The organism is Novosphingobium sp. Sphag1I (genome assembly GCF_056279125.1).
Map to the genome: position 1 here is coordinate 264679 of NZ_JBWBQS010000003.1, position 24920 is coordinate 289598.

The 24920-nt window shown below is 61.5% G+C and carries 19 protein-coding genes and 1 other RNA gene; 10 read left to right on the forward strand and 10 right to left on the reverse strand.

What is annotated here, in order from left to right; translation table 11 throughout:
* Positions 1-5: 5 nt before the first annotated feature.
* A complete protein-coding gene (locus ACZ9HU_RS04805) occupies positions 6-2447 on the reverse strand; it encodes a glycogen/starch/alpha-glucan phosphorylase (RefSeq protein ID WP_476102909.1) in 2442 nt (813 codons plus the stop codon).
* Positions 2448-2785: 338 nt separating this feature from the next.
* Between ACZ9HU_RS04805 and ACZ9HU_RS04810 the strand changes: the two genes are divergently transcribed.
* On the forward strand, positions 2786-4426 hold the full coding sequence (locus ACZ9HU_RS04810; RefSeq protein ID WP_476102911.1) for an alpha-glucosidase: 1641 nt from the start codon (positions 2786-2788) through the stop codon (positions 4424-4426).
* A 10-nt stretch (positions 4427-4436) separates the two neighbouring features.
* Positions 4437-5282, forward strand: coding sequence for an XdhC family protein (locus tag ACZ9HU_RS04815; protein ID WP_476102913.1), 846 nt, complete (start codon positions 4437-4439; stop codon positions 5280-5282).
* Positions 5283-5458: 176 nt separating this feature from the next.
* Here the strand turns inward: ACZ9HU_RS04815 and ACZ9HU_RS04820 are convergent, their stop codons facing one another.
* The 3 genes from ACZ9HU_RS04820 to hemF all read right to left on the reverse strand — a co-directional run bounded on the left by ACZ9HU_RS04820 (position 5459) and on the right by hemF (position 9291).
* Positions 5459-7552, reverse strand: coding sequence for a RelA/SpoT family protein (locus tag ACZ9HU_RS04820; protein WP_476102915.1), 2094 nt, complete (start codon positions 7550-7552; stop codon positions 5459-5461).
* Positions 7553-7833: 281 nt separating this feature from the next.
* On the reverse strand, positions 7834-8370 hold the full coding sequence (locus ACZ9HU_RS04825) for a superoxide dismutase family protein (RefSeq protein ID WP_476102917.1): 537 nt from the start codon (positions 8368-8370) through the stop codon (positions 7834-7836).
* Positions 8371-8430: 60 nt separating this feature from the next.
* Positions 8431-9291, reverse strand: a complete 861-nt coding sequence (hemF, locus tag ACZ9HU_RS04830; protein ID WP_476102919.1) for an oxygen-dependent coproporphyrinogen oxidase — start codon at positions 9289-9291, stop codon at positions 8431-8433.
* 69 nt (positions 9292-9360) lie between these two features.
* On the opposite strand from hemF, the gene pdeM reads away from it, so the two are divergent.
* Both pdeM and infC read left to right on the forward strand, forming a co-directional pair.
* A complete protein-coding gene (gene pdeM, locus ACZ9HU_RS04835) occupies positions 9361-10047 on the forward strand; it encodes a ligase-associated DNA damage response endonuclease PdeM (RefSeq protein ID WP_476102921.1) in 687 nt (228 codons plus the stop codon).
* Positions 10048-10178: 131 nt separating this feature from the next.
* The gene (gene infC / locus ACZ9HU_RS04840) at positions 10179-10697 is read left to right on the forward strand and encodes a translation initiation factor IF-3 (RefSeq protein ID WP_476102923.1); all 519 of its coding nucleotides are present in this window, start codon (positions 10179-10181) and stop codon (positions 10695-10697) included.
* A 174-nt stretch (positions 10698-10871) separates the two neighbouring features.
* Here the strand turns inward: infC and rnpB are convergent.
* Positions 10872-11286, reverse strand: an RNA gene (gene rnpB, locus ACZ9HU_RS04845) — RNase P RNA component class A.
* A 362-nt stretch (positions 11287-11648) separates the two neighbouring features.
* Between rnpB and ACZ9HU_RS04850 the strand changes: the two genes are divergently transcribed.
* Positions 11649-14600 carry a TonB-dependent receptor plug domain-containing protein gene (locus tag ACZ9HU_RS04850; RefSeq protein WP_476102925.1) on the forward strand — a complete coding sequence of 984 codons (2952 nt, stop codon included), beginning with the start codon at positions 11649-11651 and terminating at the stop codon, positions 14598-14600.
* A 267-nt stretch (positions 14601-14867) separates the two neighbouring features.
* On the opposite strand, the gene ACZ9HU_RS04855 is transcribed toward ACZ9HU_RS04850, so the two are convergent.
* From ACZ9HU_RS04855 to ACZ9HU_RS04865, 3 genes are all read right to left on the reverse strand, one after another.
* A complete protein-coding gene (locus tag ACZ9HU_RS04855) occupies positions 14868-15602 on the reverse strand; it encodes an N-acetylmuramoyl-L-alanine amidase (protein ID WP_476102927.1) in 735 nt (244 codons plus the stop codon).
* A 28-nt stretch (positions 15603-15630) separates the two neighbouring features.
* Positions 15631-16287, reverse strand: a complete 657-nt coding sequence (locus ACZ9HU_RS04860) for a histidine phosphotransferase family protein (protein WP_476102930.1) — start codon at positions 16285-16287, stop codon at positions 15631-15633.
* A gap of 66 nt (positions 16288-16353) precedes the next feature.
* Positions 16354-16773: a M67 family metallopeptidase gene (locus ACZ9HU_RS04865; protein WP_476102932.1), complete on the reverse strand. Its 420-nt coding sequence runs from the start codon at positions 16771-16773 to the stop codon at positions 16354-16356.
* Here ACZ9HU_RS04865 and ACZ9HU_RS04870 point away from each other — a divergent pair.
* The 3 genes from ACZ9HU_RS04870 to ACZ9HU_RS04880 all read left to right on the forward strand — a co-directional run bounded on the left by ACZ9HU_RS04870 (position 16766) and on the right by ACZ9HU_RS04880 (position 20246).
* On the forward strand, positions 16766-17866 hold the full coding sequence (locus ACZ9HU_RS04870) for an RluA family pseudouridine synthase (RefSeq protein WP_476102935.1): 1101 nt from the start codon (positions 16766-16768) through the stop codon (positions 17864-17866). The two genes, ACZ9HU_RS04865 and ACZ9HU_RS04870, sit on opposite strands and share 8 nt — an antisense overlap.
* A gap of 47 nt (positions 17867-17913) precedes the next feature.
* The gene (gene rpoH / locus ACZ9HU_RS04875; RefSeq protein ID WP_476102938.1) at positions 17914-18819 is read left to right on the forward strand and encodes an RNA polymerase sigma factor RpoH; all 906 of its coding nucleotides are present in this window, start codon (positions 17914-17916) and stop codon (positions 18817-18819) included.
* A gap of 386 nt (positions 18820-19205) precedes the next feature.
* A complete protein-coding gene (locus tag ACZ9HU_RS04880; protein ID WP_476102941.1) occupies positions 19206-20246 on the forward strand; it encodes a sigma 54-interacting transcriptional regulator in 1041 nt (346 codons plus the stop codon).
* A 12-nt stretch (positions 20247-20258) separates the two neighbouring features.
* Here ACZ9HU_RS04880 and ACZ9HU_RS04885 read toward each other — a convergent pair whose 3' ends face one another.
* Positions 20259-21113 carry a tetratricopeptide repeat protein gene (locus ACZ9HU_RS04885; protein ID WP_476102943.1) on the reverse strand — a complete coding sequence of 285 codons (855 nt, stop codon included), beginning with the start codon at positions 21111-21113 and terminating at the stop codon, positions 20259-20261.
* A gap of 51 nt (positions 21114-21164) precedes the next feature.
* Positions 21165-22706 carry a bifunctional aminoglycoside phosphotransferase/ATP-binding protein gene (locus ACZ9HU_RS04890; RefSeq protein WP_476102946.1) on the reverse strand — a complete coding sequence of 514 codons (1542 nt, stop codon included), beginning with the start codon at positions 22704-22706 and terminating at the stop codon, positions 21165-21167.
* Positions 22707-22848: 142 nt separating this feature from the next.
* Between ACZ9HU_RS04890 and ACZ9HU_RS04895 the strand changes: the two genes are divergently transcribed.
* Positions 22849-24408 (forward strand): CYTH and CHAD domain-containing protein, encoded by a 1560-nt coding sequence (locus tag ACZ9HU_RS04895; protein ID WP_476102948.1) that lies wholly within the window; start codon positions 22849-22851, stop codon positions 24406-24408.
* Between the two features lie 51 nt (positions 24409-24459).
* Positions 24460-24837 carry a winged helix-turn-helix domain-containing protein gene (locus tag ACZ9HU_RS04900; RefSeq protein WP_476102950.1) on the forward strand — a complete coding sequence of 126 codons (378 nt, stop codon included), beginning with the start codon at positions 24460-24462 and terminating at the stop codon, positions 24835-24837.
* Positions 24838-24920 lie beyond the last annotated feature (83 nt).

The following is a 24920-nucleotide window of genomic DNA, read 5'->3' on the forward strand; positions in this document are numbered from 1 at the left end:
GGGCTTTACTTCACGCCCCAGATATCGCGCGCATATTCGCCGATCGTGCGGTCCGAAGAGAACCAGCCGACATTGGCAATGTTGTGAATGGCCGCCTTGCGCCATGCCGCCTCGTCCAGCCAGCGCGCATCGACGTCACGCTGGGCCTGGGCATAGGCTTCGAAATCGGCGGCCACCAGGAACCAGTCGCTGTCATAAAGACCGCCCATCAATCCCTTGTAGCGATCGCGGTCATCGGGGCTGAACACGCCGCTGGCGATGGCTTCGACGGCCTGACGCAATTCGCGGTTGCCCTCGATAATGGCGCGGGGGTTATAGCCATTGGCGCGCTTGTCATTCACCTCATCCGCGGTCAGGCCGAAGATGACGATGTTTTCATCGCCCACATGGTCCTTGATCTCGATATTCGCGCCATCCAGCGTGCCGATGGTCAGCGCGCCGTTCAGGGCAAATTTCATATTGCCGGTGCCCGATGCCTCCATGCCGGCGGTGCTGATCTGTTCGGACAGGTCGGCGGCCGGGATGATGCGTTCGGCAAAGCTGACATTGTAATTGGGCACGAACACAACTTTTAGCAGCCCGCCCACGCTGGGGTCGCTGTTCACGCGCCGTGCGATGTCATTGGTCAGTTTGATGATCAGCTTGGCATTGTGATAGCTTGGCGCAGCTTTGCCGCCAAAGATCTTGACGCGCGGCACCCAGTCCTTTTCCGGGTGGCTGCGGATCTGGTCGTACAGCGCGACGGTTTCGACCAGATTGAGCAATTGGCGCTTATATTCATGGATGCGCTTGATCTGAACGTCGAACAAGGCGTCAGGATCAAGCCGCACCCCCATCAATTGTTTCAGATGGTTGGCCAGCGCCACCTTGTTCGCGCGCTTCACCTCGGCAATGCGTTCACCAAATTGCGCGTCGCCCGCCAGAGCATTGAGATCGGCCAGCTTTTCCGCATCGTCAAGGAAAGCATCGCCAATCCCCTCACGGATCACCTTGGTCAGGCCCGGATTGCATTGTTGCAGCCAGCGGCGCGGGGTCACGCCATTGGTCTTGTTGTTGATGCGCGTGGGATACAGCTTGTGAAGGTCGGAAAAGACCGTGGTCTTCATCAGATCTGTGTGCAGCGCCGCCACGCCATTGATCGAATGCGCGCCGACAAAGGCCAGATTGGCCATACGCACCCGGCGTTCGCCATGTTCGTCGATCAGGCTGATGGAGGAAATCTGTTCCCCTCCCATCCCCGCACGGCGCGCCTCGCGCAACACGCGGCTGTTGATCGCATAGACGATCTGCATATGGCGCGGCAGCAGTCGTTCGAACAAAGGCAGCGGCCAGCTTTCCAGCGCCTCGGGCAGCAGCGTGTGGTTGGTGTAACCGATGGTGGCCTTGGTCACCTCCCACGCTTCATCAAATTCCAGATGATGCACGTCGATCAGCAGGCGCATGAGTTCGGCCACGGCCACGCTGGGGTGGGTGTCGTTCAACTGAATCGCGGCATATTTGGGCAGATTGCGCACATCATTGTCGGCCTGAAGATGGCGGCGCAAAATGTCCTGAATAGATGCGCTGGAGAAGAAATATTCCTGACGCAGGCGCAATTCCTGACCCGCAGGCGTGTTGTCGGCGGGGTACAGAACGCGCACCAAACTGTCAGCCTTGACCTGTTCGGCCAAAGCGCCCGCATGGTCACCCGCATTGAACGCATCCAAACGCAGCGGATCGAGCGCCCAAGCCGTCCACAGACGCAGCGTATTGACCCGCGCCCCACGCCAGCCGACCACCGGCGTATCGACCGCGCTGGCCTCGACCTGTTCGGCCGGGTGCCACACGACGCCGCCATTGCCCTCGATCACTTCACCGCCAAAGCCCACGCGATAGGCGCTTTCCCGGCGGTCAAATTCCCACGGATTGCCATGCGCCAGCCATGTTTCGGGCAATTCCACCTGCCAGCCATCATCGATACGCTGACGGAACATGCCGTTGACGTAACGGATGCCATAGCCATAGGCCGGGATGTCCAGACTGGCCAGGCTCTCCATGAAACAGGCCGCAAGCCGCCCCAGACCGCCATTGCCCAGCGCCGCATCCGGCTCCAGTTCTTCAAGCTGCGACAATTCGAAACCGTGGTCGCGCAGCGCATGTTCCATTTCGCGCGTGACGTCCAGATTGGATAAGGCATCGCGCATCAAACGCCCGATCAGGAATTCCATCGAGAGGTAATAGACGCGCTTGCCTTCTTCTTCATAAGTGCGGCGGGTCGATTCAAACCAGCGGTCGATGATCCGGTCGCGCACGGACAGAACGGCGGCCTGAAACCAGTCATGGGGCTTGGCGGCGCGTTCATCCTTGCCCACACGGTGGCGCAGGACATCGATGATCAGATCGCTGATGGAAGGCGTGCCTGACAATGGCGCGGTGCCTGCGGGGGATTTGGTTTGGGACTGGCTCATGCAACGATACTCCCCATGACGCCCGAACATGCCTAATGGCCGCCCGAGACGCTGACGTCCTGTCCTCTCCCCCCCTTCAACGTCGCGCCTTGCGTTCTTCTTGCCGCACAGGTGTATTCGCGTCGCTTCCGTTTATCGAGACTAGGCCAGCTTTGCCCGGAACGACAAGGTGTCATGCAAACTATTGTCGCAATTTCTCGTACTGTCGATCATGATGGGCCGGTCATACGTATGCCGCCGCAATGCAATGCACTTGGCGCTGCGGCGCAGCAATGCCACATTGCGCATGTTCAGGCCCGCCTTGGCCGCCCCATTCCCTCCTATTGTGGAGCCGAGCGATGACTGAGTCTCTTCCCGTCGAACATGTCGAAGCGCCAGCACCCGATTGGGCACCCAAGCCCGCGCAATGGTGGCGCGGCGCGGCAATCTATCAAATCTATCCGCGCAGCTTTTCCGACAGCAATGGCGATGGCATTGGCGACATTCCCGGCATTACGGCGCATCTCGATCACATCGCCTCACTTGGCGCCGAAGCGATCTGGATCAGCCCGTTTTTTACCAGCCCGATGGCCGATTATGGCTATGACGTGGCCGATTATTGCGACGTTGATCCCATTTTCGGGACGCTGGCCGATTTCGACGCGATGATCGCCCGCGCCCATGAATTGGGCATCAAGGTGACAATCGACCTCGTCTTTGCCCATACCAGCGATCAACATGCATGGTTTGCCGCCAGCCGCGCCTCGAAAGACAGCATCTATAGCGACTGGTATGTCTGGCACGATGCCAATCCCGACGGCACGCCGCCCAACAACTGGCAATCGGTGTTCGGCGGCCCGGCATGGACATGGGACGCCCGGCGCCAGCAATATTACTATCACCAGTTCCTGAAAGAACAGCCCCAGCTCAACGCCCATAATCCCGCGGTTCAGGACGCCTGCCTTGACGTCATGCGCTTCTGGCTGGATCGCGGGGTGGACGGGTTCCGGCTCGATGCGCTCAACCATGCGTTTTTCGATCCCGAATTCCGCGATAATCCCGTGTCAAAGGGCCACCACCAACGCACCCGCCCCTTTGACTTTCAGGACAAGATCCACAGCCAGAACCACCCCGCCGCCGTTCCCTTCGTCGAACGGATCGGCGCGCTTTGCGGGGAATATGGCGCGATCTTTACCGTGGCCGAAGTTGGCGGCGATGGCGCCGTCGCGCTGATGAAGGATTACACGGCGGGCGATGCGCGCCTTTCCAGCGCCTACAGCTTCGACTTTCTCTACGCCCCCGAACTGACGCCGCAGCGGATTAAGGGGTCGCTGGCCCAATGGCATGATGTGCCGGGCGAGGGCTGGCCCAGCTGGGCGTTTGAAAACCACGATGCGCCGCGCCACATCTCGCGATGGGCGGGAGAAGGCAATCTGACGGCCTATGCGCGCCTGACCATGGCGCTGCTGATCAGCCTGCGCGGCAATATCTTTCTTTATCAGGGACAGGAACTGGCGCTGACGCAGGATGAAATCCCGTTCCATCTGCTGAAAGACCCAGAGGCAATCGCCAACTGGCCGTTGACCCTGTCGCGCGACGGGGTACGCACGCCGATGCCGTGGCAATCGGACGCGCCCCATGGCGGTTTCACCACCGGCGAACCATGGCTCCCCCTGTCCGAGGCCAATATCGCTCGCGCCGCCGCCACGCAGGAGGCCGATCCGGCCAGCCCGCTCAACTGGACCCGCGCGATGCTGGCGCTGCGCCGGGGGTGCGATGCCTTGCGGATGGGGGCGATGGAGGATGTGCATACCCATGGCATGTTGCTGCATTTCACGCGCCGGTTTGGCGATGAACATGTCCATTGCGCCTTCAACCTTGGCGATCATGCGATTCGCCACGCCTGTCCGCGCGGCGAATTGATGCTCTCGGTCAATGGCGGCGGCGCGGCGCATTTGCCGCCCTTCAGCGCAGTTTTCATCCGCAAGGCGATGGGCTAACACGCCGCTCATGTCTTTGCATGTAGATGATGATCATGCCGCGCTGGCGGCGGTGGCCGCCCATGGCGGCGCGCTGTGCAGCGTTGTCGGTATCGATGGCAGCTGGTCACGGCGATGGGGCGCGCAATTGGCCGTCCTGCCCGATGGTACGATGGTCGGGTCATTGGCGGACGGCTGTCTCGAAGCGGCGCTGATGCGTGAGGCGCAGGCGGGCGGGCCGCCGCGCGTGTTGCGCTATGGCGCGGGATCACCCTTCATCGACATCCGCCTGCCCTGTGGATCGGGTGTCGAGGTCATGGTCAACCCCGCGCCCGATGCCGCCGCCGTGCATCAGGCAATGGCCGCTTTAAACCGCCGTGAGATTGCCCACCTGCCGTTGGGCGAAGGGTTCATCCGCCGCTACCTCCCCCGGTTGCGATTGTTGGTTTTGGGCAGCGGGCCAGAGGCCAGCACTCTGGCCGCCATGGGACGTGCGCAGGGGATCGAGGTCATGTTGGCCACGCCCCATGGACAGGCGGGCGATGCCACGATGTCCTTGGGACAGCCCCCCGCCCTGCCCGATGGATGGGCGCCCGACGCATGGACCGCTGTCGCCGTCCTGTTCCACGACCATGAATGGGAACGCACTCTTGTCCCCTGGGCAATGGGAACCGGTGCCTTCTATGTCGGGGCACAGGGCGGCGCCAAAACGCGGGCCAATCGGCTCGAACTTTTGGGATCGCTGGGCTTTGGGGCGGATGATCTGGCGCGGCTGCATTCCCCCATCGGCCTGATCCCGGCAACGCGCACGCCGTCGGTGCTGGCCCTGTCGGTGCTGGCCGAGGTGGTTGGGTGTTATGAGGGGTTGTTGGGGTAGGGTTTGAAAGGGGTGCCTCCGGCGGGCAAAGGGCGGGGGCCCTTTTCAACGCAAGTTTACCGCGCCGCAGGCTTTAAATTCATCGCCCAAAAACAGACATCCCGAACCACCCACCACCCCAAAACGGGATTGCAAAGGGCCCACGCCCTTTGCCCGCCGGAGGCAAAATCTAAACCCTACAACCGATCCGCCTGCGACACCGCATCACTGGCCCGCAAACTGGACACGATCCGCGTCAGGTGGGCCAGATCGCTGACTTCCAGATCGACCTCATAGGTGCCGAAAAGCTCGTCGCGCTGAACATTCTGCAACTGGGTGATATTGGCCTTGTTGGCGGCAAAGATCCCCGTCACCTCGGCCAGAGTGCCGGGGCGGTTATAGAGGATACAGCGCAAGCGCCCCACGGCCCCGACGCTGCGGTCGCCCCATGACAGGTCAATCCAGTCCTTGTCTCCGCCTTCGATCAGCACGTCGCAGGCAATCGAGTGGACCTCCACCCCGACGCCCGGTTTGCGCAGGCCCACGATGCGGTCGCCCGGCACCGGGTGACAACATTCGGCAAGGTGGAACGCCATGCCCGGCGTCAACCCCTTGATCGAGATTGCCCGCTCCTGCTTGGGCCAGCTTTCCGGTTCGGGCATGTCGCGCGCCGATCCGGGGACCAGCGCCTCCATCACCTGACGGTCGTCCAGCTTGGCCGTGCCGATGGCGGCCATCAGCTCTTCTTCATTCTTCAGGCCCAGACGCTTAACCGCCTCAGCCGTTGCCTTCTTGCCCACCTTGGTCGGCAGGCGCTCGATGATCTCGTCAAACAGCTTGCGCCCGATGCTGGCCAATTCGGCGCGTTCCTTCAAACGCACCGCGCGGCGGATGGCGGCCCGCGCCTTGCCCGTGACGCAAAAGCCCAACCATGCCAGTTGCGGGCTGGCGCTGCGGCTCTTGATGATTTCCACCACATCGCCATTGGCCAAAGCGGTCCGCAACGGCACATGCCGCCCGTTGATCTTCGCGCCCACAGCCATGCTGCCCAGATCGGAATGGACCGTATAGGCAAAGTCGATCGGGGTCGCGCCCTTGGGCAATTGGAACAGCTTGCCCTTGGGCGTAAAGGCGAAGATGCGATCCTGATAAATCGCCATCCGCGTGTTTTCGAGCAGTTCTTCCGGGTCGTTGCTGGCCTCCAGCACCTCGACCAGATCACGCAGCCAGCCGACCTGAGAGTCCGGCATCACGCCGCCCTGCTTGTAACTCCAATGCGCGGCCAGACCGTATTCATTGGTTTCATGCATATTCCAGGTGCGGATCTGCACCTCCATCCGCATGGCCTTTTCATAGATCATCGATGTGTGCAGGCTTTGATAGCCGTTGACCTTGGGCGTCGAAATATAGTCCTTGAACCGCCCCGGCAAAGCCTGCCACGTGGTGTGCAGCAGGCCGATGGCGCGATAGCAATCCTCGACATTATCGACCAGCACGCGGAAGGCCATGATGTCGGTGATCTGGTCGAAATTGACATGGCGTTCGGCCATCTTGCGCCAGATCGAATAGGGGTGTTTTTCACGCCCCCATACCTTGCACTTCAACCCCGCCTCGGTCAGCGCCTGGCTGATCGACAGGGCAATCGCGTCCACCTGCCCGTGATCCTGACTGCGGATCTGGGCCAGACGGCCGGTGATCGTGGCATAGGCTTCGGGTTCCAATTGCTGAAACGCCAGCAACTGCATCTCGCGCATATACTCATACATGCCCACGCGCTCGGCCAGCGGGGCATAGATATCCATCGTTTCCTTGGCGATGCGGCGGCGCTTGTCCTCGCTCTTGATGTAATGGAGCGTGCGCATATTGTGCAGCCGGTCGGCCAGCTTGACCAACAGGACGCGCAGATCCTCGCTCATGGCCAGCAGGAATTTGCGCAGGTTTTCGGCCGCGCGCTCCTTCTCGCTCATCGCCTCGATCTTGGACAGTTTGGTCACGCCATCGACCATCCGTGCCACATCCGGCCCGAACAGCTTTTCCACCTCGTCAATCGTGGCCAGCGTATCCTCGACCGTATCGTGCAGAAGCGCGGTGATGATCGTGTCCTGATCCAGCTTCAGCTCAGTCATCAGGCCCGCCACCTCGACCGGGTGGCTGAAATAGGGGTCGCCGCTGGCGCGCTTCTGGCTGCCATGCTTCTGGACGGTATAAACATAGGCGCGGTTGAGCATCTGCTCATCCGCATCAGGCGCGTAAGCCTTTACCCTTTCGACAAGTTCATATTGGCGCAACATCGTTGGATAACTGTGGGGGGTGAAAAGCGTAAGGGCAAGGGGGTTTGTGCCCGGAAGAAGGAATTGCCTCCGGCGGGCAAAGGGCGAAGGCCCTTTGCAATCCCGATACCGTCATCGTCGCGCGCCGGACTTTTCCGATGCGCAACTTCGCCGCGCCGCAGGCTATATAAACCGCTTCGCGGATCACCTAACGCCTGCCACCATGGCACCACCCCATAATGGGATTGCAAAGGGCCCCCGCCCTTTGCCCGCCGGAGGCAAACCTTGCCTTTAACCCTCGCTCAACTCCCCCGAACAAACGCCCCGCAGGCGATCCGCCCGCCCGCATTGCCGGTGGGGTCTGTCTTGTAGTCATCGGGCGCGGCATGGACGACCACGGCCCCGCCATCCTTGTCGAACAAGGCGGTCAGCAGATCGTCAGCCTTATATTCCAGCGGCAAGGTCACGACGGCCGTACCATCGGCGCCAACCGTGACATTGGGCATGTCGCCCATATGCGCGCCCATCGGATTGTCGCGCCCATGTTGATGCCCCGCCGGGTTCAGGTGGCCGCCCGCCGAGGTAAAGCCGGGCACTTCACAAACGCCGCGCATGTGCAGGTGGACCGCATGAACGCCGGCAGGCAGGCCGGAAAGGGAAAGCTTCAGGCCCAGCTTGCCCTTACTCTCGACAATCGAGGCAAGGCCGGCGGGCATCGCATCGCCCTTCATCAAGGCCGCGCTGGCCAACACTTTGTCCTTGGGCGCAACCTTGGCCGTGGCAACGCCGGGCAGAACCACCATTCCGGCCAAAGCCAGAGCCGTCAAAACCTTACCCATCATCCGATCCTTTCCGATTATCCGCGCCTTAAACGCAACAGCCCAGCTTTTGCTCCCGTATCAGCTCCACACCGCTTCGGGCGGCAGGCTCATCAGGATCGCGTCGATGTTGCCCCCGGTCTTCAGCCCGAACAACGTGCCCCGGTCATAGACCAGATTGAATTCGGCATAACGCCCGCGCCATTCAAGCTGCTGCTGCTTCTGGGCGGCGTCAAATTCCATGCCCATCCGGCGGCGAACCAGTTGCGGAAAGATCGACAGGAACGTTTCGCCCACCGCCTTGGTAAAGGCGAAATTAGCTTCCCAGCCCGCTTCATCGGGGCATTCCAGATGGTCATAGAAAATGCCGCCCACCCCGCGATGGACCTTGCGATGGGGGATATAGAAATAGTCGTCCGCCCATGCCTTGTATCGCTCGTAATAACCCTCGCCATGGGCATCACAGGTCGCCTTGAAGGCCCCGTGGAAATCAGCCGTATCCTCATCATAAGGCAAGGGCGGATTGAGATCGGCCCCGCCGCCAAACCACGCCTTGGTCGTGGTCAGGAAGCGCGTGTTCATATGCACGGCAGGCACATGCGGATTGGCCATATGCGCGACAAGGCTGATCCCCGTGGCGGTAAAGCCGGGGTTTTCCACGCTGGCACCATTGATGGTGGCGGCGAATTGCGGGCTGAACGCGCCATGGACGGTCGAGACATTGACGCCGACCTTTTCAAACACTTTGCCCTTCATCAGGCCCTGAACGCCGCCGCCCGTATCAGCCTCGCCCGCCACCGCATCGCGGGTCCACGGCTTGTATTGGAAACTGGCGTCGGAACCCGCCTCGCGCTCAATCTTTTCAAATTCGGCGCAAATGGCATCGCGCAAGGCTTCGAACCAGGTCTTGGCGCGCTGCGTATAGGGGGTCCAGTCGGTCACATTGGCCTCTCATGGGGATAGATTGCGCCTCCGCTTGCCACCGCCGGGCGGGCGCGGCAAGAGGGCCGGATGGCCGCGATGCAGTTTGCCCCCTTTTCCTTTGCCGATCAGGAATGGATGATATCCGACAGCCGGGCTGTCTATTGGCCCGCGCAAGGAGCGTTGCTGGTCGCCGACCCCCATCTGGAAAAGGCAAGCTGGTACGCACAAGGCGGCCAGATGCTGCCCCCTTATGACAGTCAGGAAACGCTGGAGCGGTTGAGCGCGGCAGCGACGGTGACAGGCGCGCGGCGGATATTTTGTCTGGGCGACAATTTCCACGATGATGAAGGCCCCGCCCGAATGCAGCCCGAAGCAGGCAGCCTGCTGGCCGAACTTTCGCGGCGACTCGACATGGTGTGGATCGTGGGCAATCACGACCCGCATCTGGCCGATGCGATGGCCGGGGATGTTGTCGATGAATTGCGGATCGACGGCATCGCCCTGCGCCATGAGGCCATGGCAGGCGAAACGGGGATGGAAATCTCGGGCCACTATCATCCCAAGCTGCGTTTGCGGGTCCGTGGGCGCATGATCAGCCGCCCCTGCGCGCTGCGCAGCGAGAATCGGCTGATCCTTCCCGCTTTTGGCACTTTGACAGGGGGCATGGACGCCGCCGATCCGGATCTGATTGCCGCCATACAGCCCGCAAAACGCGCCGAAGCGATCTTGTGCGCCGCACAAAAAGCGGTCACCATGCCCGTCTGGACCATTTGAAACAAAAGTTTCGCGATTTTGCCGCGCCTGTGGCGAAATTGCGCTTTCATGGTCGTGTGATTCGATCTAAAGGCGCTCATCCAGAAATGTCTTATGGAGAGTAGACTATAGCCCCCCCTCCCCGGCGCAGTATGGCGCCCCCCGTGAAAAGCGGGCCTCGCTATAACGAGATGATCAATGTGCCACGCGTGCGCGTGATTGATGACGAGGGCGAAAACCTCGGCATCATGTACACGCGCGAGGCGATCGAGCAGGCTTTCGAAGCCGGGCTTGACCTTGTCGAAGTGTCGCCCAACGCCGATCCGCCAGTCTGCAAGTTCCTCGATGTGGGCAAGTTCCGCTATGAGGCACAGAAGAAGGCCAACCTTGCCCGCAAGTCGCAAAAGACGCAGGAGATCAAAGAGATCAAGATGCGTCCCAATATCGACGATCACGACTATGACGTGAAAATGCGCGCCATTCACAAGTTCATCGGCGAAGGTGACAAGGTGAAGGTGACGCTGCGCTTCCGCGGCCGTGAACTCTCGCACCAGCAGCTGGGCATGAACCTGCTCAAGCGCGTGCAGGAAGATGCGGCCGAACTGGCCAAGGTCGAAGCCTATCCGCGCATGGAAGGCCGTCAGATGTTGATGGTGCTTTCGCCGAAATAAGGCTATAAAAGACCCTGCCTCGCTGGTTTTGCGGCCATTCCCGGCCAAACAGGCTGACCGGCAGGATCTACGAAGAGGCGCTGGAACTTAACGGTTCCGGCGCCTTTTTCTTGGCCTGTTGGGTGCATCTTGACCATCCGGCCAAGGTTTGCGGCACCGGCGCGCTGGAACGTATATGTCAGGGGGCCTGTAAGCCGGGTTCTGTGAAGTCCGCTCGTATCGTTTCCGACGCGGCGGCCAGCGGCAGCCATTCCTCTTGGCGCCCTGTTGCCAGTGCGCTCTAGCAACCAACCCGGGCAACTGGCGCGAAACCCGCCTGTCCTGATGGACGCGTTGCCCCTATTCGGTCTTGCTCCGGGTGGGGTTTGCCTTGCCAATTCTGTCGCCAGAATCGCGGTGCGCTCTTACCGCACCCTTTCACCCTTACCTTGAGGCCAGAGCCCGTTCGGCGGTTTGCTCTCTGTGGCACTTTCCCTTGAAGGTCGGATTGCTCCTTCCTCCCGGCGGGCGTTACCCGCCACCCTTGTTTCGTGGAGCCCGGACTTTCCTCGGCAGGAATCACTCCTGACGCGGCTGCCCCGCCCCCTGACGCCGCCGCTGCTAGCAGCGTTTGGGCGCGAAAGGAAGTCATCGGGCAGGTGAAAAAAACTTGTGGATTTCTTGAAGACCAATTCAAAACACCCGAAACTCATACTAACATTAACGTCAGTAAATGGCGGAATTCTGCGATTTTTAACCACGCAACACCGTGTCGCCACGCCGACAGAATAAACCCATACCGCATTACACTTATGTTGCAGCGGCGACACACTATTACTGACATGTTTCCAAATGTGACGAATCCTGATTGCAACGCCCCCCAAACAGCGTGTCTAGAGCGCCATCGTACTGAAGAAAACGCAAAGGGGCCTTGTCCGTTTTCGTACGCGTTTTCAGGGGAACAGACCAATTATGAACCAATCTAAGCACCTTCGTGGGGCTTGGCTGCGCAATGGCGTGGCTGCTCTCTCGCTCGTCACCACGCTGGCTTCGGCCCCCGCGTTTGCGCAGGCCGCACCCGCTGCGGGCCGCGCCGTCAGCGCCGAACCCGAAACCATTGTTGTGACCGGCACCATGTTCCGCCGCACCAACACCGAAACCCCTTCGCCGGTCACCGTGCTGACGTCGGAATCGCTGATCAAGGCCGGTATCACCACCGCTGCCGACGCGATCCGCTCGATTTCGGCTGACGGCGCCGGCTCGATCGGTTCGGGCTTCCAGTCGGGCTTCTCGGCGGGCGGTTCGGCCGTTTCGCTGCGCGGTCTGGGCGTGTCCTCGACGCTGGTGCTGATTGACGGTCTGCGTTCGGCCAACTTCCCGCTGAACGACGACGGGCACAACGCCTATGTCGACCTCAACTCGATCCCCTTCAGCCTGATCGACAAGATCGAAGTCCTCAAGGACGGCGCTTCGTCGAGCTATGGTGCGGATGCGATCGGCGGCGTGGTCAACCTGAAGCTGAAGAAGCAGTTCAACGGCGTGGCAGGCAATGCCGAAAGCGGCATCAGCGAGCGTGGCGATGGCCGCTACACCCGCCTGAGCGCGACGGTCGGCTTTGGCAACTATCAGGACGACGGCTGGAACTTCTACCTGAACGGTGAATACCAGTACAACGGCCGCATCTCGAACAAGAGCCGCGGTTTCCCCTATAACACCCAGGATCTTCGCTCGATCGGCGGTCTCGACAAGAATGCCGACGACTCCTCGATGACCCGCAACGTGCCGACTGCCTATGTCGCCCGCACCACGCAGAGCGACCTGAACAACCCGCTTTCCGGCGGCGTTGCTCTGGCCGACGGCACTTCGGCGAAATACACGGCGCTCGGCCTCGCCAATTGCGCCGGCGGCACGTTCACCGCGTCGAACGGCACGGGCTGCAAATACGATCTGGTCAACCAGTATCGCCAGATCGCCCCGCTTCAGGAACGCTATTCGATCAACGGCCGCCTGAGCTTCCGCGTCTCGGACAGCATCGAAGGCTATGTCACCGGCAGCTGGAGCCGCAGCTATGTGTCGATCATGGGCACGCCTTCTGCCATCCGCGCCACCCAGCCCTTTGGCGGTTCGCCCACGCTGGCCTCGTCGAACCCGGGCATCGTGCTGCCGGTTTACATCTGCGCGGCGGGCGTGAACTGCGCCACGGCGGCTGATCGTCAGCTCAACCCGAACAACCCCTATGCGACATCGACATCGGTGGACCCGGCCACGAACGCGGCCCGCATCTATTACATGTTCGGCGACATTGCCGCCGGCAGCGAACGCACCAATGATGTGTATCGCTTCACCTCGGGCCTGAACGGCAAGATCGGCGAAAGCACCGATTGGCGCGTTGAAGGCGTCTATGCCCGCGACAACCTGAAGCTGACTCAGCACGGCCTGCTCAACATCGCCAACCTGATGAACGCGATCAACACGGGCGCCTACAACTTCGTCAACCCGTCGCTGAACAGCAACGCCGTGCGCAACTTCATTGCGCCCGACAAGACGACCCCTTCCTATTCGGAAATGTATGGCGTTGACGCTTCGATGACGCGTGCGCTGTTCGATCTGCCCGGCGGCAAGGCTCAGCTGGCTATCGGCGGTCAGATCCGCGCTGAAAAGCTGGAAAACCGCAATCAGAACGCGGCGCTCGACACCTATGGCCTGACCACGGCTTCGGCCTATGGCCAGCACACCGTGTCGGCGGCATACTTCGAAATCGACGCTCCCTTCTCGCGCATGCTCGACACCAACTTCTCGGGCCGTTTCGACCACTATTCGGAAGGCTTCTCGAAGTTCTCGCCCAAGATCGGGGTGAAGTTCACGCCGATCAAGGCGCTGGCTTTCCGCGGCACTTATTCGGAAGGCTTCCGTGCCCCGACCTTTGCCGAATCGGGCCCGCGCAGCCAGTATGCCGGTTTCGTTTCGACCACCCCGCCGGCCAACTTCGTCAACCAGCATGGCGGCGCAGCGGCGAACAACGCCTATAACAACGTCTATAACCTGGGTCGCGGTTCGGTTGGCAATCCCAACCTGAAGCCGGAAAACTCGCGCAGCTTCACCTTGGGCATGATCGCCCAGCCGACGCGCTGGTTCAGCTTCACGGCCGACTATTACAACATCAAGAAGTCGAACCTGATCGTGTCGGGTCCGCTCGCCGGTCAGGCCGTGAACGCCTATTTCGGCGCCTCCAACCTGGCCGACGCCCAGGCCGCCGTGGCCGCCGTTGGTCCGGGCTATTCGGTGAACTCGGTCGATTCGATCGACCCGCTCTATCCGAACGCTCTGCCGCGCGTGCTGATCATCAATGTGCCTTATGTGAATGCGAACTACTCGGTCACGTCGGGCCTTGATTTCTCAGCCACCGCCAAGATCAACCTGCCGCATAACATCAAGTGGTCCAGCCGCGTCGAAGCCACTTACGTCATCCGCTATGACCTGAACAATGGCGGCACGCTCCAGCGCTATGCCGGGACCTATGGCCCTTACGATCTGTCGTCGGGCAATGGCACGCCGCGCATCCGTGGCAACTGGCAGAACACGCTGGAAATCGGTCAGCTCTCGCTCAGCCTGACGACCTACTATGTGGGCCGTATCAAGCAAACCGCGGCTGACCAGGCCAGCACGGACACCAGCTGTGCCCAGAACCTGTACGGCACCGGCAACAACTTCTGCTATGTCAGCCCGTTCATCAACAATGACTTCAACGCGACGCTCAAGATCAATGATCGCATGACCGTCTATGGCATTGTGAAGAACGTGTTCGACGCCAAGGCTCCGGTGGCTCCCGCCGCCTACTCCAGCGCGCCGAACTTCCTCACCACCTGGCACTATGCCGGTCTGGTGGGCCGCGAATTCCGCGCGGGCGTGAACATCAAGATGTAATCATCGCGTGGGTCGGGGGCCTTGGCCTCCGGCCTGCGGGTTGGAAAAAAGGCGCTGCCTTCCTGTGTGGAGGCGGCGCTTTTTTGTTTTGGGGGATGGTTTGCCGAGGCGGATTTAGTGGGTCAGGATAGAAAGCCTGCGGCGCGGATAGGAAAGAGCATTCCGCGCCGCAGGCTTTAAAACTTCTACGCAGCGTCCGGCGCAACGCTGACATTATCGGGATTGCAAAGGGCCCCCGCCCTTTGCCCGCCGGAGGCACCCTAAACCTTAATAGGGAAAGTCATCCTCCCCACATTCCCAATCCTCGCCCTCAGCCGCGTCCCGCGCGATCAGGAGTTCGAACAATAAAGCCCCCACCTCACCGTCCAACTCGCCATCGACGATACGCGGGCGGAAACGGCGCTGGAATGCAGCCACCGCGGCGCGCCCATCGGTGATGTCATAGCCAAAGCGTTCGAGGGACAGGTAGAACGCCCCCGGATTTTCATGCAGCAGCCGGATGCGCGGCTTGGGCGTAGGCAGGGCAAGACCATAGCGGGCCAGCAATTCCCATTCGAACAATTCGCCCGGGTCCTGCTTTCGCGCCGGGGCCACGTCGGAATGGCCCACCACGTTGGCCGGCTCTATATTATGCCGCGCCATGATGCTGGAGAGCAGCGGGATCAGCGATTCCATCTGCGCATCTGTAAAGGGGCGATAGCCGAATTCGTGGCCGGGATTGACGATCTCGATGCCGATGCTGGCCGAATTCACGTCGGTGATGCCGCGCCAATAGGAACGCCCGGCATGCCATGCCCGTTTTTCCTCGGGCACAAGGCGGATGATGGTGCCATCCTCATCGATCAGATAATGCGCCGACACTTCGGCGGCCGGATCACACAGGCGGTCAAGAGCCTCCTGCATGGTCTGCATGCCGGTATAATGCAGCACGACCATGCTGATCGGCAATTTGCGTTCATTGCAATTGGGCGAGAGGCATTCGCGGTGGACCAATTCGCTCATGCCTTAATTCTCCCCATTTCCAATATCATCAGCCGACAGGGATCACCGCGCCCATCACCAGCGCTTCATCGCTCAGCGCATATTGGATATTGCCGCCCAGGCCGGTAGCCATCACCTGCAACATGGCCGCAGGGGCCGTCTTGCTCGACAGATCGCCCGGTTCAAGCCGCCCTTCGAGCGCCAGACCGATGGCAGGATCAAAGGCGATGCGCGGGCCAGCGGCGCGCACCACCAATTCGGCCGCGCCCTCGCGCACTTCGGCGGCGATATCGATCGTGCCGCCGCGCACCAGACCGTCAATCGCGATCAGGGCAAAGTTGAGCAGCGTCTTGACCGCCGATTTGGGCAACATGTCATTGCCCAGCGCGAAATTCACGCTGACGCGATCCTTGCCATAAAGCAAAGCCTCGATCAGCGCGCGCGGTTCGGCCACGGGAATCATATCGCCAAAACCGCCCGCCGCGCCAAAGGCCAAACGATAGAATTTCAGCTTGTTCGCGCTGGTACGGGCCGATTGTTCCAGCAATTCAAAGCAACGCTCGCGCATCGCCGGATCTTTTTCCTCGGCCAGCAATTCAAGACCGTTCGACAGCGCGCCCACCGGGCTGAGCATATCATGGCACAGGCGCGAACACAGAAGGCTGGCAAGTTCGAGGGCAATGGCACGGTCGATCGTATCGGACATTTTCTACTTTTTCCCGGATGGCGCCCGATGATGACCCGGATGTAACAGGGCGCCGTTACGCATCCCTTAACTCTCATCTTCGCGCGTGGAAAGCACTTCAAAGCCATTGGCCCCATCGCGCCACCAACTGACCGTTTCTCCACCACAAATTGCCCAGACGCGTCCGTCATGCGCGGCCATGGCGGCATCCGTCGCGCTGGGTAGGGATTCGCCCGTGGGGTGCGAGTGATAATAGCCGATGACCTGTTGCCCGCCGCATCGTTGATGGCGCAAGGCGGCAATCAAAGCCTGCGGATCGATCTCGAAATGGCGCGCAGGATCGGGCGCGACATTGGCGCAAGGGCGGATTTCCGCCACCCGCCCCCCATGGCCCAGCAACAGGCCGCAGGCCTCTAAGGGGTGGGTCTTGGCCGCCTCTCCACAGATTGCGGCAACGATTCCTCTTGCCAAGTGAATTTCCATGCCCATTTGCAGCAGAATGAGCATGGGGGAAAGCATCGTACAAGGGACAATTTCAAGCGGCGGCCGTCTGGACCGCGCGCTGGCAGAGAGTTGTCCGCCCGACGCAGCCTTGTCGCGAGAGCGAATCAAGGCGCTGATCGGGGAAGGCAGAGTGACCGTCGACGGCCGCCCCGTATCGCAAACATCGATGAAGGTCGCGCCCGGCGCACGCTTTACCATTACCCTGCCCGAAGTGGCCACGCTGGATGCGGTGGCGCAGGATATTCCCCTGGTCGTCGTTTATGAGGACGAATATCTGATCGTGGTGGACAAGCCCGCAGGCTTTGTCGTCCATCCGGCGGCGGGCAATCCCGATGGCACATTGGTCAATGCGCTGCTGCATCATTGCAAGGGGCAATTGTCGGGCATCGGCGGCGTGGCCCGCCCCGGCATCGTCCATCGCATCGACAAGGACACATCGGGCCTGTTGGTCGTGGCCAAAACGAATTTGGCGCATGAAGGGCTGGCCCGACAATTTGCCGACCATTCGATTGAACGCGCCTATCTGGCCCTGACACAGGGCATTCCCAATCCGCCGCGCGGCACGTTGCGCGGCGTCATCGCGCGCCACCCCACCGACCGCAAGCGTATGGCCCTGATGCCCGAAATCCTGATCAAACCGGGCGGCGAAACCATTGAGGGCGATGACGCAAGCCCAAGGCGCGGCAAACATGCCGTCACCCATTACCGCGTTCTCGAGTCGCTGGATCGGGCGGCCCTGGTCGAATGCCGGCTCGAAACCGGGCGCACGCATCAGGTGCGCGTGCATATGTCATCCATCGGCAACGCGCTTTTGGGTGATCCCGTGTACGCCCGATCACAGAAATCGCAAAAACCAATCCTGGCAGAGCTTGGCTTTGCGCGTCAGGCATTGCATGCTGCTGTTCTCGGTTTCCTACACCCGGTTACTGGTGAAACACTACGCTTTACCAGCGAATTGCCCGCCGACATGCGGGAACTCTCTGACCGGTTGGGCAGTTGTCTAGCTGACCAGCCGGTATCTTCCCTGCTTTCCGGTGCCATTGGGCCGGGGGGCAAGGAAGGCTCACCGTGGCCGCCGCCGAGGGATGCCTGTTAAGGGTCCGTCAATGCGCGTGCTGACAAAGTTGAAGGACGATGACTGCTATGACTCAGGACAGCAACTTGCCCGCCATGCCGGCACTCCCCTCTGGTGAGGACGGGCTCAACCGCTATATGGCGCAGATCCGCAAGTTCCCCGTATTGACGGCGGAGCAGGAATACATGTTGGCCAAGCGCTATGCCGAGCATCAGGACCCCGATGCCGCGCGTCAGCTTGTCACCAGCCACCTGCGTCTGGTCGCCAAGATTGCGATGGGTTATCGCGGATACGGCCTGCCGATGAGCGAGCTGATCTCCGAAGGCAACATCGGCCTGATGCAGGGCGTCAAGAAATTCGAACCCGACCGGGGTTTCCGTCTGGCCACCTATGCCATGTGGTGGATCAAGGCCAGCATGCAGGAATTCATCCTGCGTTCGTGGTCTTTGGTCAAGATGGGCACGACGGCCGCACAGAAAAAGCTGTTCTTCAACTTGCGCCGCATGAAGAAGAACATCGACGCTTTTGAAGACACCGACCTTCATCCCGACGATGTAAAGAAGATCGCGACCGACCTTGGCGTGTCCGAGGCCGAAGTGGTCAATATGAACCGCCGGATGATGATGGGCGGGGACGCTTCGCTCAACGTTTCCTTTAACGAGGAAGGCGAAGGGCAATGGCAAGACCTGCTGGCCGATCAGGGGCCGTTGCAGGATGAAACCGTCGCCAATGCCGAAGAGGCCCAATGGCGCCACGCGCTGTTGGCCGAGGCGATGGAAAGCCTGAACGAACGTGAGCGTGCGATCCTGTTCGAACGCCGTCTGACCGATGATCCCAAGACGTTGGAAGAATTGAGCCAGACCTATAATGTCAGCCGCGAACGTGTGCGCCAGATCGAGGTGCGCGCCTTTGAAAAGCTGCAAAAGGCGATGCAGACCATCGCGCGCGAAAGAATGCTGGTCGCAGCAGCCTAAATTCGATTGGGGCGGACAGACCTCTGCCCCAATTTCGACGGCCTACCCTTTGCGCGGCCATTTAGGGCACCTGCGCTCACGGTCAAAACATGCCCCCTTATTATGCCGCTTTGTCACGGGCCGCGGGGCATGCTTTGCCTGCCTGCTTGGCGACGTTCAAAGCCTTTGTTTTCGTCAAACCTTTGGTCGCGCTACTTGCTCATTTTACCGAATCCATAATTCATACTGTATCCGCACTGGGTGAAAGCGCTTAGAACATTAGGCATTTATTATACTAGATTGCCAAAATGCTTTGCAATTTATTAGGACAATTACCTGCATTAAGGATCCTTAATGGTTGATGCGTGCGCGCGTGGCACGCGTAAAACACGGACAAGGATACACCCATGGCTATCGAGCCCCCCCCCTCGCATGGCGAAACCATTCATGATGATTCCCCGGCATCGGGCCTTTACGGCCTGATCGGCGGGTCGAGCGCGATGCGCGAGGTCTATTCCCAGATCAAATATCTGGGCTCCAGCCGGGCCAATGTCTTTATCATGGGCGAAAACGGGACCGGCAAACACGCCTGCGCCGAAGCGATCCATCGCGCATCGCCACGTTCATCGGCCCCCTTTGTCACGGTGTCCTGCCACGCGATGGCGCCCGAACAGATCGAGCGGCACATTTTTGGCGACCCTGCTGCCGATGTTACTGCGTCAAGCGGACCCTGCGCCCTGCGGGCGGCCGACCGCGGCACCTTGTTTCTTGATGAAGTAGGCGCGCTGCCCCTCGCCCTGCAAAGCCGCCTGCTGCGTTTCCTGCAAAGCGGGATGGTCGGGCGCACGCTGGTCGACGTCCGCCTGATCTGTTCCAGCAGCCGCCCCATGCTGCCGGCACTGGCCTCCGGCGAATTTCGTGAGGATCTCTATTACCGCTTGGCGGTCGTCCCCCTCGAATTGCCCCCTCTGCGCAATCGCGGCGGCGATATCGAGGCGCTGGCGCAGAGTTTCCTGCGCCGCTTTGCCCGTGAACAAGGTAAGAAATTCAATGCGCTTGGCCCGGACCACATTGCTGCGCTCGAAGCCTATTCGTGGCCGGGCAATCTGCATGAGCTGCAAAATGTGATCCGCCGCGCCGCCCTTTTGTTCGATGGACCGGAATTGCCTCTGCGCGCTCTGCCCGCTGTGCCGCCGACGCCTGTGGGCCAAACGCCCCAGGCCGTTGAACCCGGCACAGAAGCGCCCGCCTTTGCCGCCACCGATCATGAAATGCTCTACAAGGCGCTGGCGGGGCTGACGCTGGATCAAATCGAAAAGCTGGCAATCGAAGGGGCGATTCAGGCCGCGCATGGCAGCCTTCCGGGCGCCGCGCGCATTCTGGGGGTCAGCCCCTCGACGCTTTATCGCAAGCGCGAACGCTGGAACGAGGCCCAGCGTTCGGCCTGATTTCGGCGGGGCTTACCAGTCCCCGCCATTATCGTCCGAGGAATCCCAGGAACTGTCGTCGGAAATGCCAAAGTCACTGCCGCCCATGTCCTGATTGGTGTTGCCCGAACCCCAACCGGTATTTTCATCGCGCACGGCGCGGCGCGTTTCATCCTTGTGATCGCCAAACATGCCGTCGATGATTTTCTCACCCGCGGCAAAACCCGCACCGGCCGCCGCGCCCGTGGCCAGACCGCCAAGGATCGACGAACCCATGCCGCCGCCCTGCTGCGGAGGATAGCCGCCGTAACCCTGACCACCGAAACCGGGACCACCGAAACCGGGGCCACCCTGGGGGCCATAGCCCATCGGGCCGACATTGGGGTTATACCCCCCGCCCATGGACGCGTTATAGGCCTCTGCCTGACGGCTGCGACGACGGAAAAAGGCCAGCACGCCAAAGACCAGCGCGCCGATCAGCACGATGCCAACCCACGAAATCCCGCGCGATTGCGCCGGGCGCGGGGCCTCAGTCGTGGTGACGGCGCCGTTTCCCACCGACCCGCCGTTCAACTGGGCCTTGAGAGCGGCCACCGATTGCGGCTGAATACCCGGCAATCCCGGCGCCAGCTTTTCAGCCGCCGCCAATTGGGTGCGGGCGTCGGCAATGCGGCCCTGCTTGGCCATCAATTCGGCCTGAACGTAATGGGCCTTGGCGCTGTTGGGGTGGGCCTTCAACACCTCGTCCATCATGGTGACGGCCTTGTCCACCTGTCCGGCGCGGGCGGTGGCATAGACATCGCGCACGCTGGGTTCGGCGGCCAGAACAGGCGCTGAAACCATCATCAAGGCCAGAGGGGCCAACAGCCACAGGCCAGACTTTTTCATCTTTCTCACTCCATAAAGCGCAAGGAGCGCCGTCACGTGATCTGGTGAGACTTATGACTTTTGCAAGATGAACAGGTGCTGTGTGGCGGCAAGCGCCTGTGCGACCACCGCATCGCGCGATCCATTCGCCGCAATTCTGCGCCAAGCCGACAGGTCGCCGCAATCATAGGTCATTTGCCGCGCCACCACGCCCGCATCCGCGTCCGACGCATCGCCGCGCCGCGCATCGACCCTTTGCTGCATCACCGCCCCATCGGCCTCCAGCCACAGGCCAAGGAAAGGGACATTCGCCTTGCGCGCCATATCTTCGATGGCGGCCCTTTCGTCGGGCGCAGCGAAAACGGCATCGACCACCACCGGCCATCCCCTTTCCAGCATGACATGGGCACGATCCGTCATCGCGGCATAGACCTGCGCGCTGGCCTCGCGCGTATAGGATTGGGGGGAAAGGCGCGTTTCGGGCGCGACCCCGGCAAAAACCTTGCGCATGACATCCGAACGCAGCCAACGCGCGCCCGGCGCCGCGCCCATTTTCGGCGCAAGGGCGCCCGCCAGTGTCGATTTCCCCGTTCCCGACAATCCCCCCACCGCAATCAAGGCCGGTGCGGCGGGCGTCAGGAATTGCAGCGCCGCATCGAGATAGGCCCGCGCCTCCCCGGCCTTTTCCTCGCGCGCCGCCCCCGCCATCCGTGCGGCCGTCGCCCCGCCGACATGGGCGCGGATCGCCGCCCGCACCGACATGAACAGCGGCAAGGCAGGCCAGCCATCCTCCTCCCCCACGCGGTCGGCATAGCGGTTGGCGATCAGATTGGCCGCCCCGACATGCCCCTTTTGCCACAGATCCATCAACAGAAAGGCCAGATCATACAGCAGATCCGTCGTAGCCAGTTCCGCGCTGAATTCGAGGCAGTCAAAGGCAACCGGACGCCCTTGCCACAAACAGATATTGGCCAGATGAAGGTCGCCATGGCCGTGGCGCACTTTGCCTTGCCGCGCGCGCTGGTCGAGCAGGCCGGCGACCTTTTCCAGCTCGTGCAACGTGGCCTCCTGCAACCGCGCAACATCGGCGGCGGGGAGCAATCCAGTCGGGACCGCCGCAAACGAACGCTCATTGCCCATGATCACATCGCGCATCCGCCCCGCGCCATCAGTAACAGGCATGATTTCCGCCCGCGCATGAAACTCCGCTACCCCATCGGCCAGCGCATGGAGCAAGGTTTGGGTCAGTTCTCCCCGCTCGGCCACATGGGTCAACAAGTCCGTTGCGGGAAAGCGGCGCATCACCACCACCCAGTCGACCACATCGCCAACATCCCAGTTCAGCGCGCCATCCGTCCCGGCGCGAATGGAGCGAACATCAAGATAGAGATCGGGCGCGGTCCGCCGGTTCAGCGTCAATTCGGCGCGGCAAGCATCCTCTCGCGCCGCCAGCGATGCGAAATTGAGATAGCCCAGATCCACCGCCCGCTTGAGCTTGAAAACATGATCGCCCGCCAGAAAGATCATCGCGCCATGCGTGTCGATCCTTTCCACACCATCGCCCTGCGCCTGTAAAAAGGCGACCGTCGCGCTCTGATCCTGTTCACCGGGCATGGATGCGCCTTTATGCTGTATGGCCAGACTTTTGCATAGCATATCGCGCCGCGACATGCGCCTCATCAACAAGGCTGGCTGGATCAGGTCCATGGGCGGTGCTATGGGATGATCCTGATCGCGCCAAAGCCAGGGAAATCGCATGAACCAGACCGGTGCCCTTGACGCCATGAAGGATGCCGCCAAGCCTGATGCAGCGCTCGATCCCGCGCCCGAAGAAATTGAAATCAAATTGGCCGCCAGCGCGAAGATGCTGGAACAATTGCGGCACCACCCAGCGTTGGCCGGGGCGGGAAAATGTGACAGCCTGCGCACCACCTATTTCGACACGGCCGATGGTGCGCTGGCCGCGGGCAAAGCCAGTTTGCGGGTGCGCCGCCGGGCCAAGGGTTGCGAACAGACGTTAAAGATCGCGCTGGGCCGCAAAGGCCAGATGCAGCGCAGCGAATGGAACCAGCCGCTTGACGCCAAGGCGGAAACGCCCGACCCATCCGCCTTTCCCACCCCCGCCGCCAAGGCATTGGAGCAGATGCGCAAAGGCTCCGGCCTGATGCCCTATGCCGAATTGGCGGTCGAGCGCGAAACAAGGCTGCTGCATCGCGGCAAGGCCGTGATCGAGGTGGCCTTTGACACAGGTGAAATCCGCGCTGGCGGGACAACGCCCCAACCCATTGCCGAACTGGAACTGGAATTGTGCGAAGGGCGGCTGGCCGATCTTTTGCATCTGGCGCTGGAAATGCCGCTGGGGCCGGAACTGGGCTGGTCGATCAGCACCAAGGCGCACCGGGCGCAGGCTTTGGCCAAGGGCAGCGGGCCGCAGGCCGTCGCCGCCACCACGGTCGCCGTAACGCGCGGGATGAGCGCCGGGCGCGCCTTTCAGACGATAGGCTGGAACGCTCTGGTCCATGCGGTGGGCAATCTGGGGCTGGTCATCGCGCGCGGTGATCCGGCCGCGATCCATCAGCTGCGTGTGGCAATCCGGCGAATGCGGGCGGCCTTGTCCCTGTTTGGCCGCGACCTTTTGGCACAGGATGATCAGGCCAAGGCCCTGCGCAAGGAATTGCATGAGGTGGCGCTGTTGCTGTCGCCTGCCCGTGACCTCCATGTGCTGGCGCGCGGGATGGGCGAACCGCCCCATGCGCTGCTGCGTGCCGAGGCCGTGGCAACCGCGCGGGCGCAACAAGCGCTGAGCGAGCATCGTTTTCAAAGCCTGTGGCTGCGTTTTGCGCTGTGGCTCGAGGTGGGCGCCTATCTCAATTCTCCCATGGCCGGGGCGGCGGTCGAACCTTTGGCCGCCAGCATGATCGAACATCAGCGCAAGGCCATTCGCGGCGCCCGCAAACACCTGTCACACATGAGCGATGGCGCGCTGCACGATCTGCGCAAGGACGTGAAGAAGCTGCGCTACTCGGCCAGTTTTTTTCAACCGCTGGATAAAAGCCGTGTCGCGCGGGCGCATCAGGAAGCCTTGGAACAGGTTCAGGACGCATTGGGCGATATTCAGGATACGGCCAGCGCGGTGCAGGCCGGTCCCAAAATCGCACGCCTGCTCGACCTTTCCCGGCGTGAGGCGGTGCTCCTTCAGGCCCAACTCGACGCGGGGTTGGGCCTGTCAAGCCATGGGCGCGATGCGGCGCTGGAACGCGCACGCGAAGGGTTGGAGCGGGAAAAGGCCTGTGCCGGCTGGTGGAAAGCGCTCTAGGGGGCTTGTCGCGCATCATGGCCTGACGCAAGACGGCGCAGAGGTATTACGATGAACCAGTCCAACCTGCGCCTGAAAATTTCGGTCCGCGTGATGTGCGGCGATGAAATCGCCATGGGTCCGGGCAAGGCCGACCTGCTGGAGGCCATCGATGCCACCGGGTCGATTTCCGCCGCCGGGCGCAAGATGGATATGAGCTATCGCCGGGCGTGGCTGCTGGTCGATGCGATGAACCGATGCTGGGCGCAGCCCTTGGTTGAAACCATGCCCAATGGCGCGGCCCGTTCCGGCGCAAGGTTGAGCGAGGCGGGGCGCAAGGTTCTGGACGCCTATCGCGCGGTGCAAAAAGGCGCCGCGATGGTCGAGGGCGGCGCACAGTGGAAGGTGTTGCAGGCGGCCCTCCTGCCCATCCCGCGTGAACACCAATAGCGCCCGCTTGTGTCTGGCAAGGTTTGCAGGCTAAAACAAGGTTCGGATCAGAGCCTCATGAGACATGGCAAATTGGCTATTGT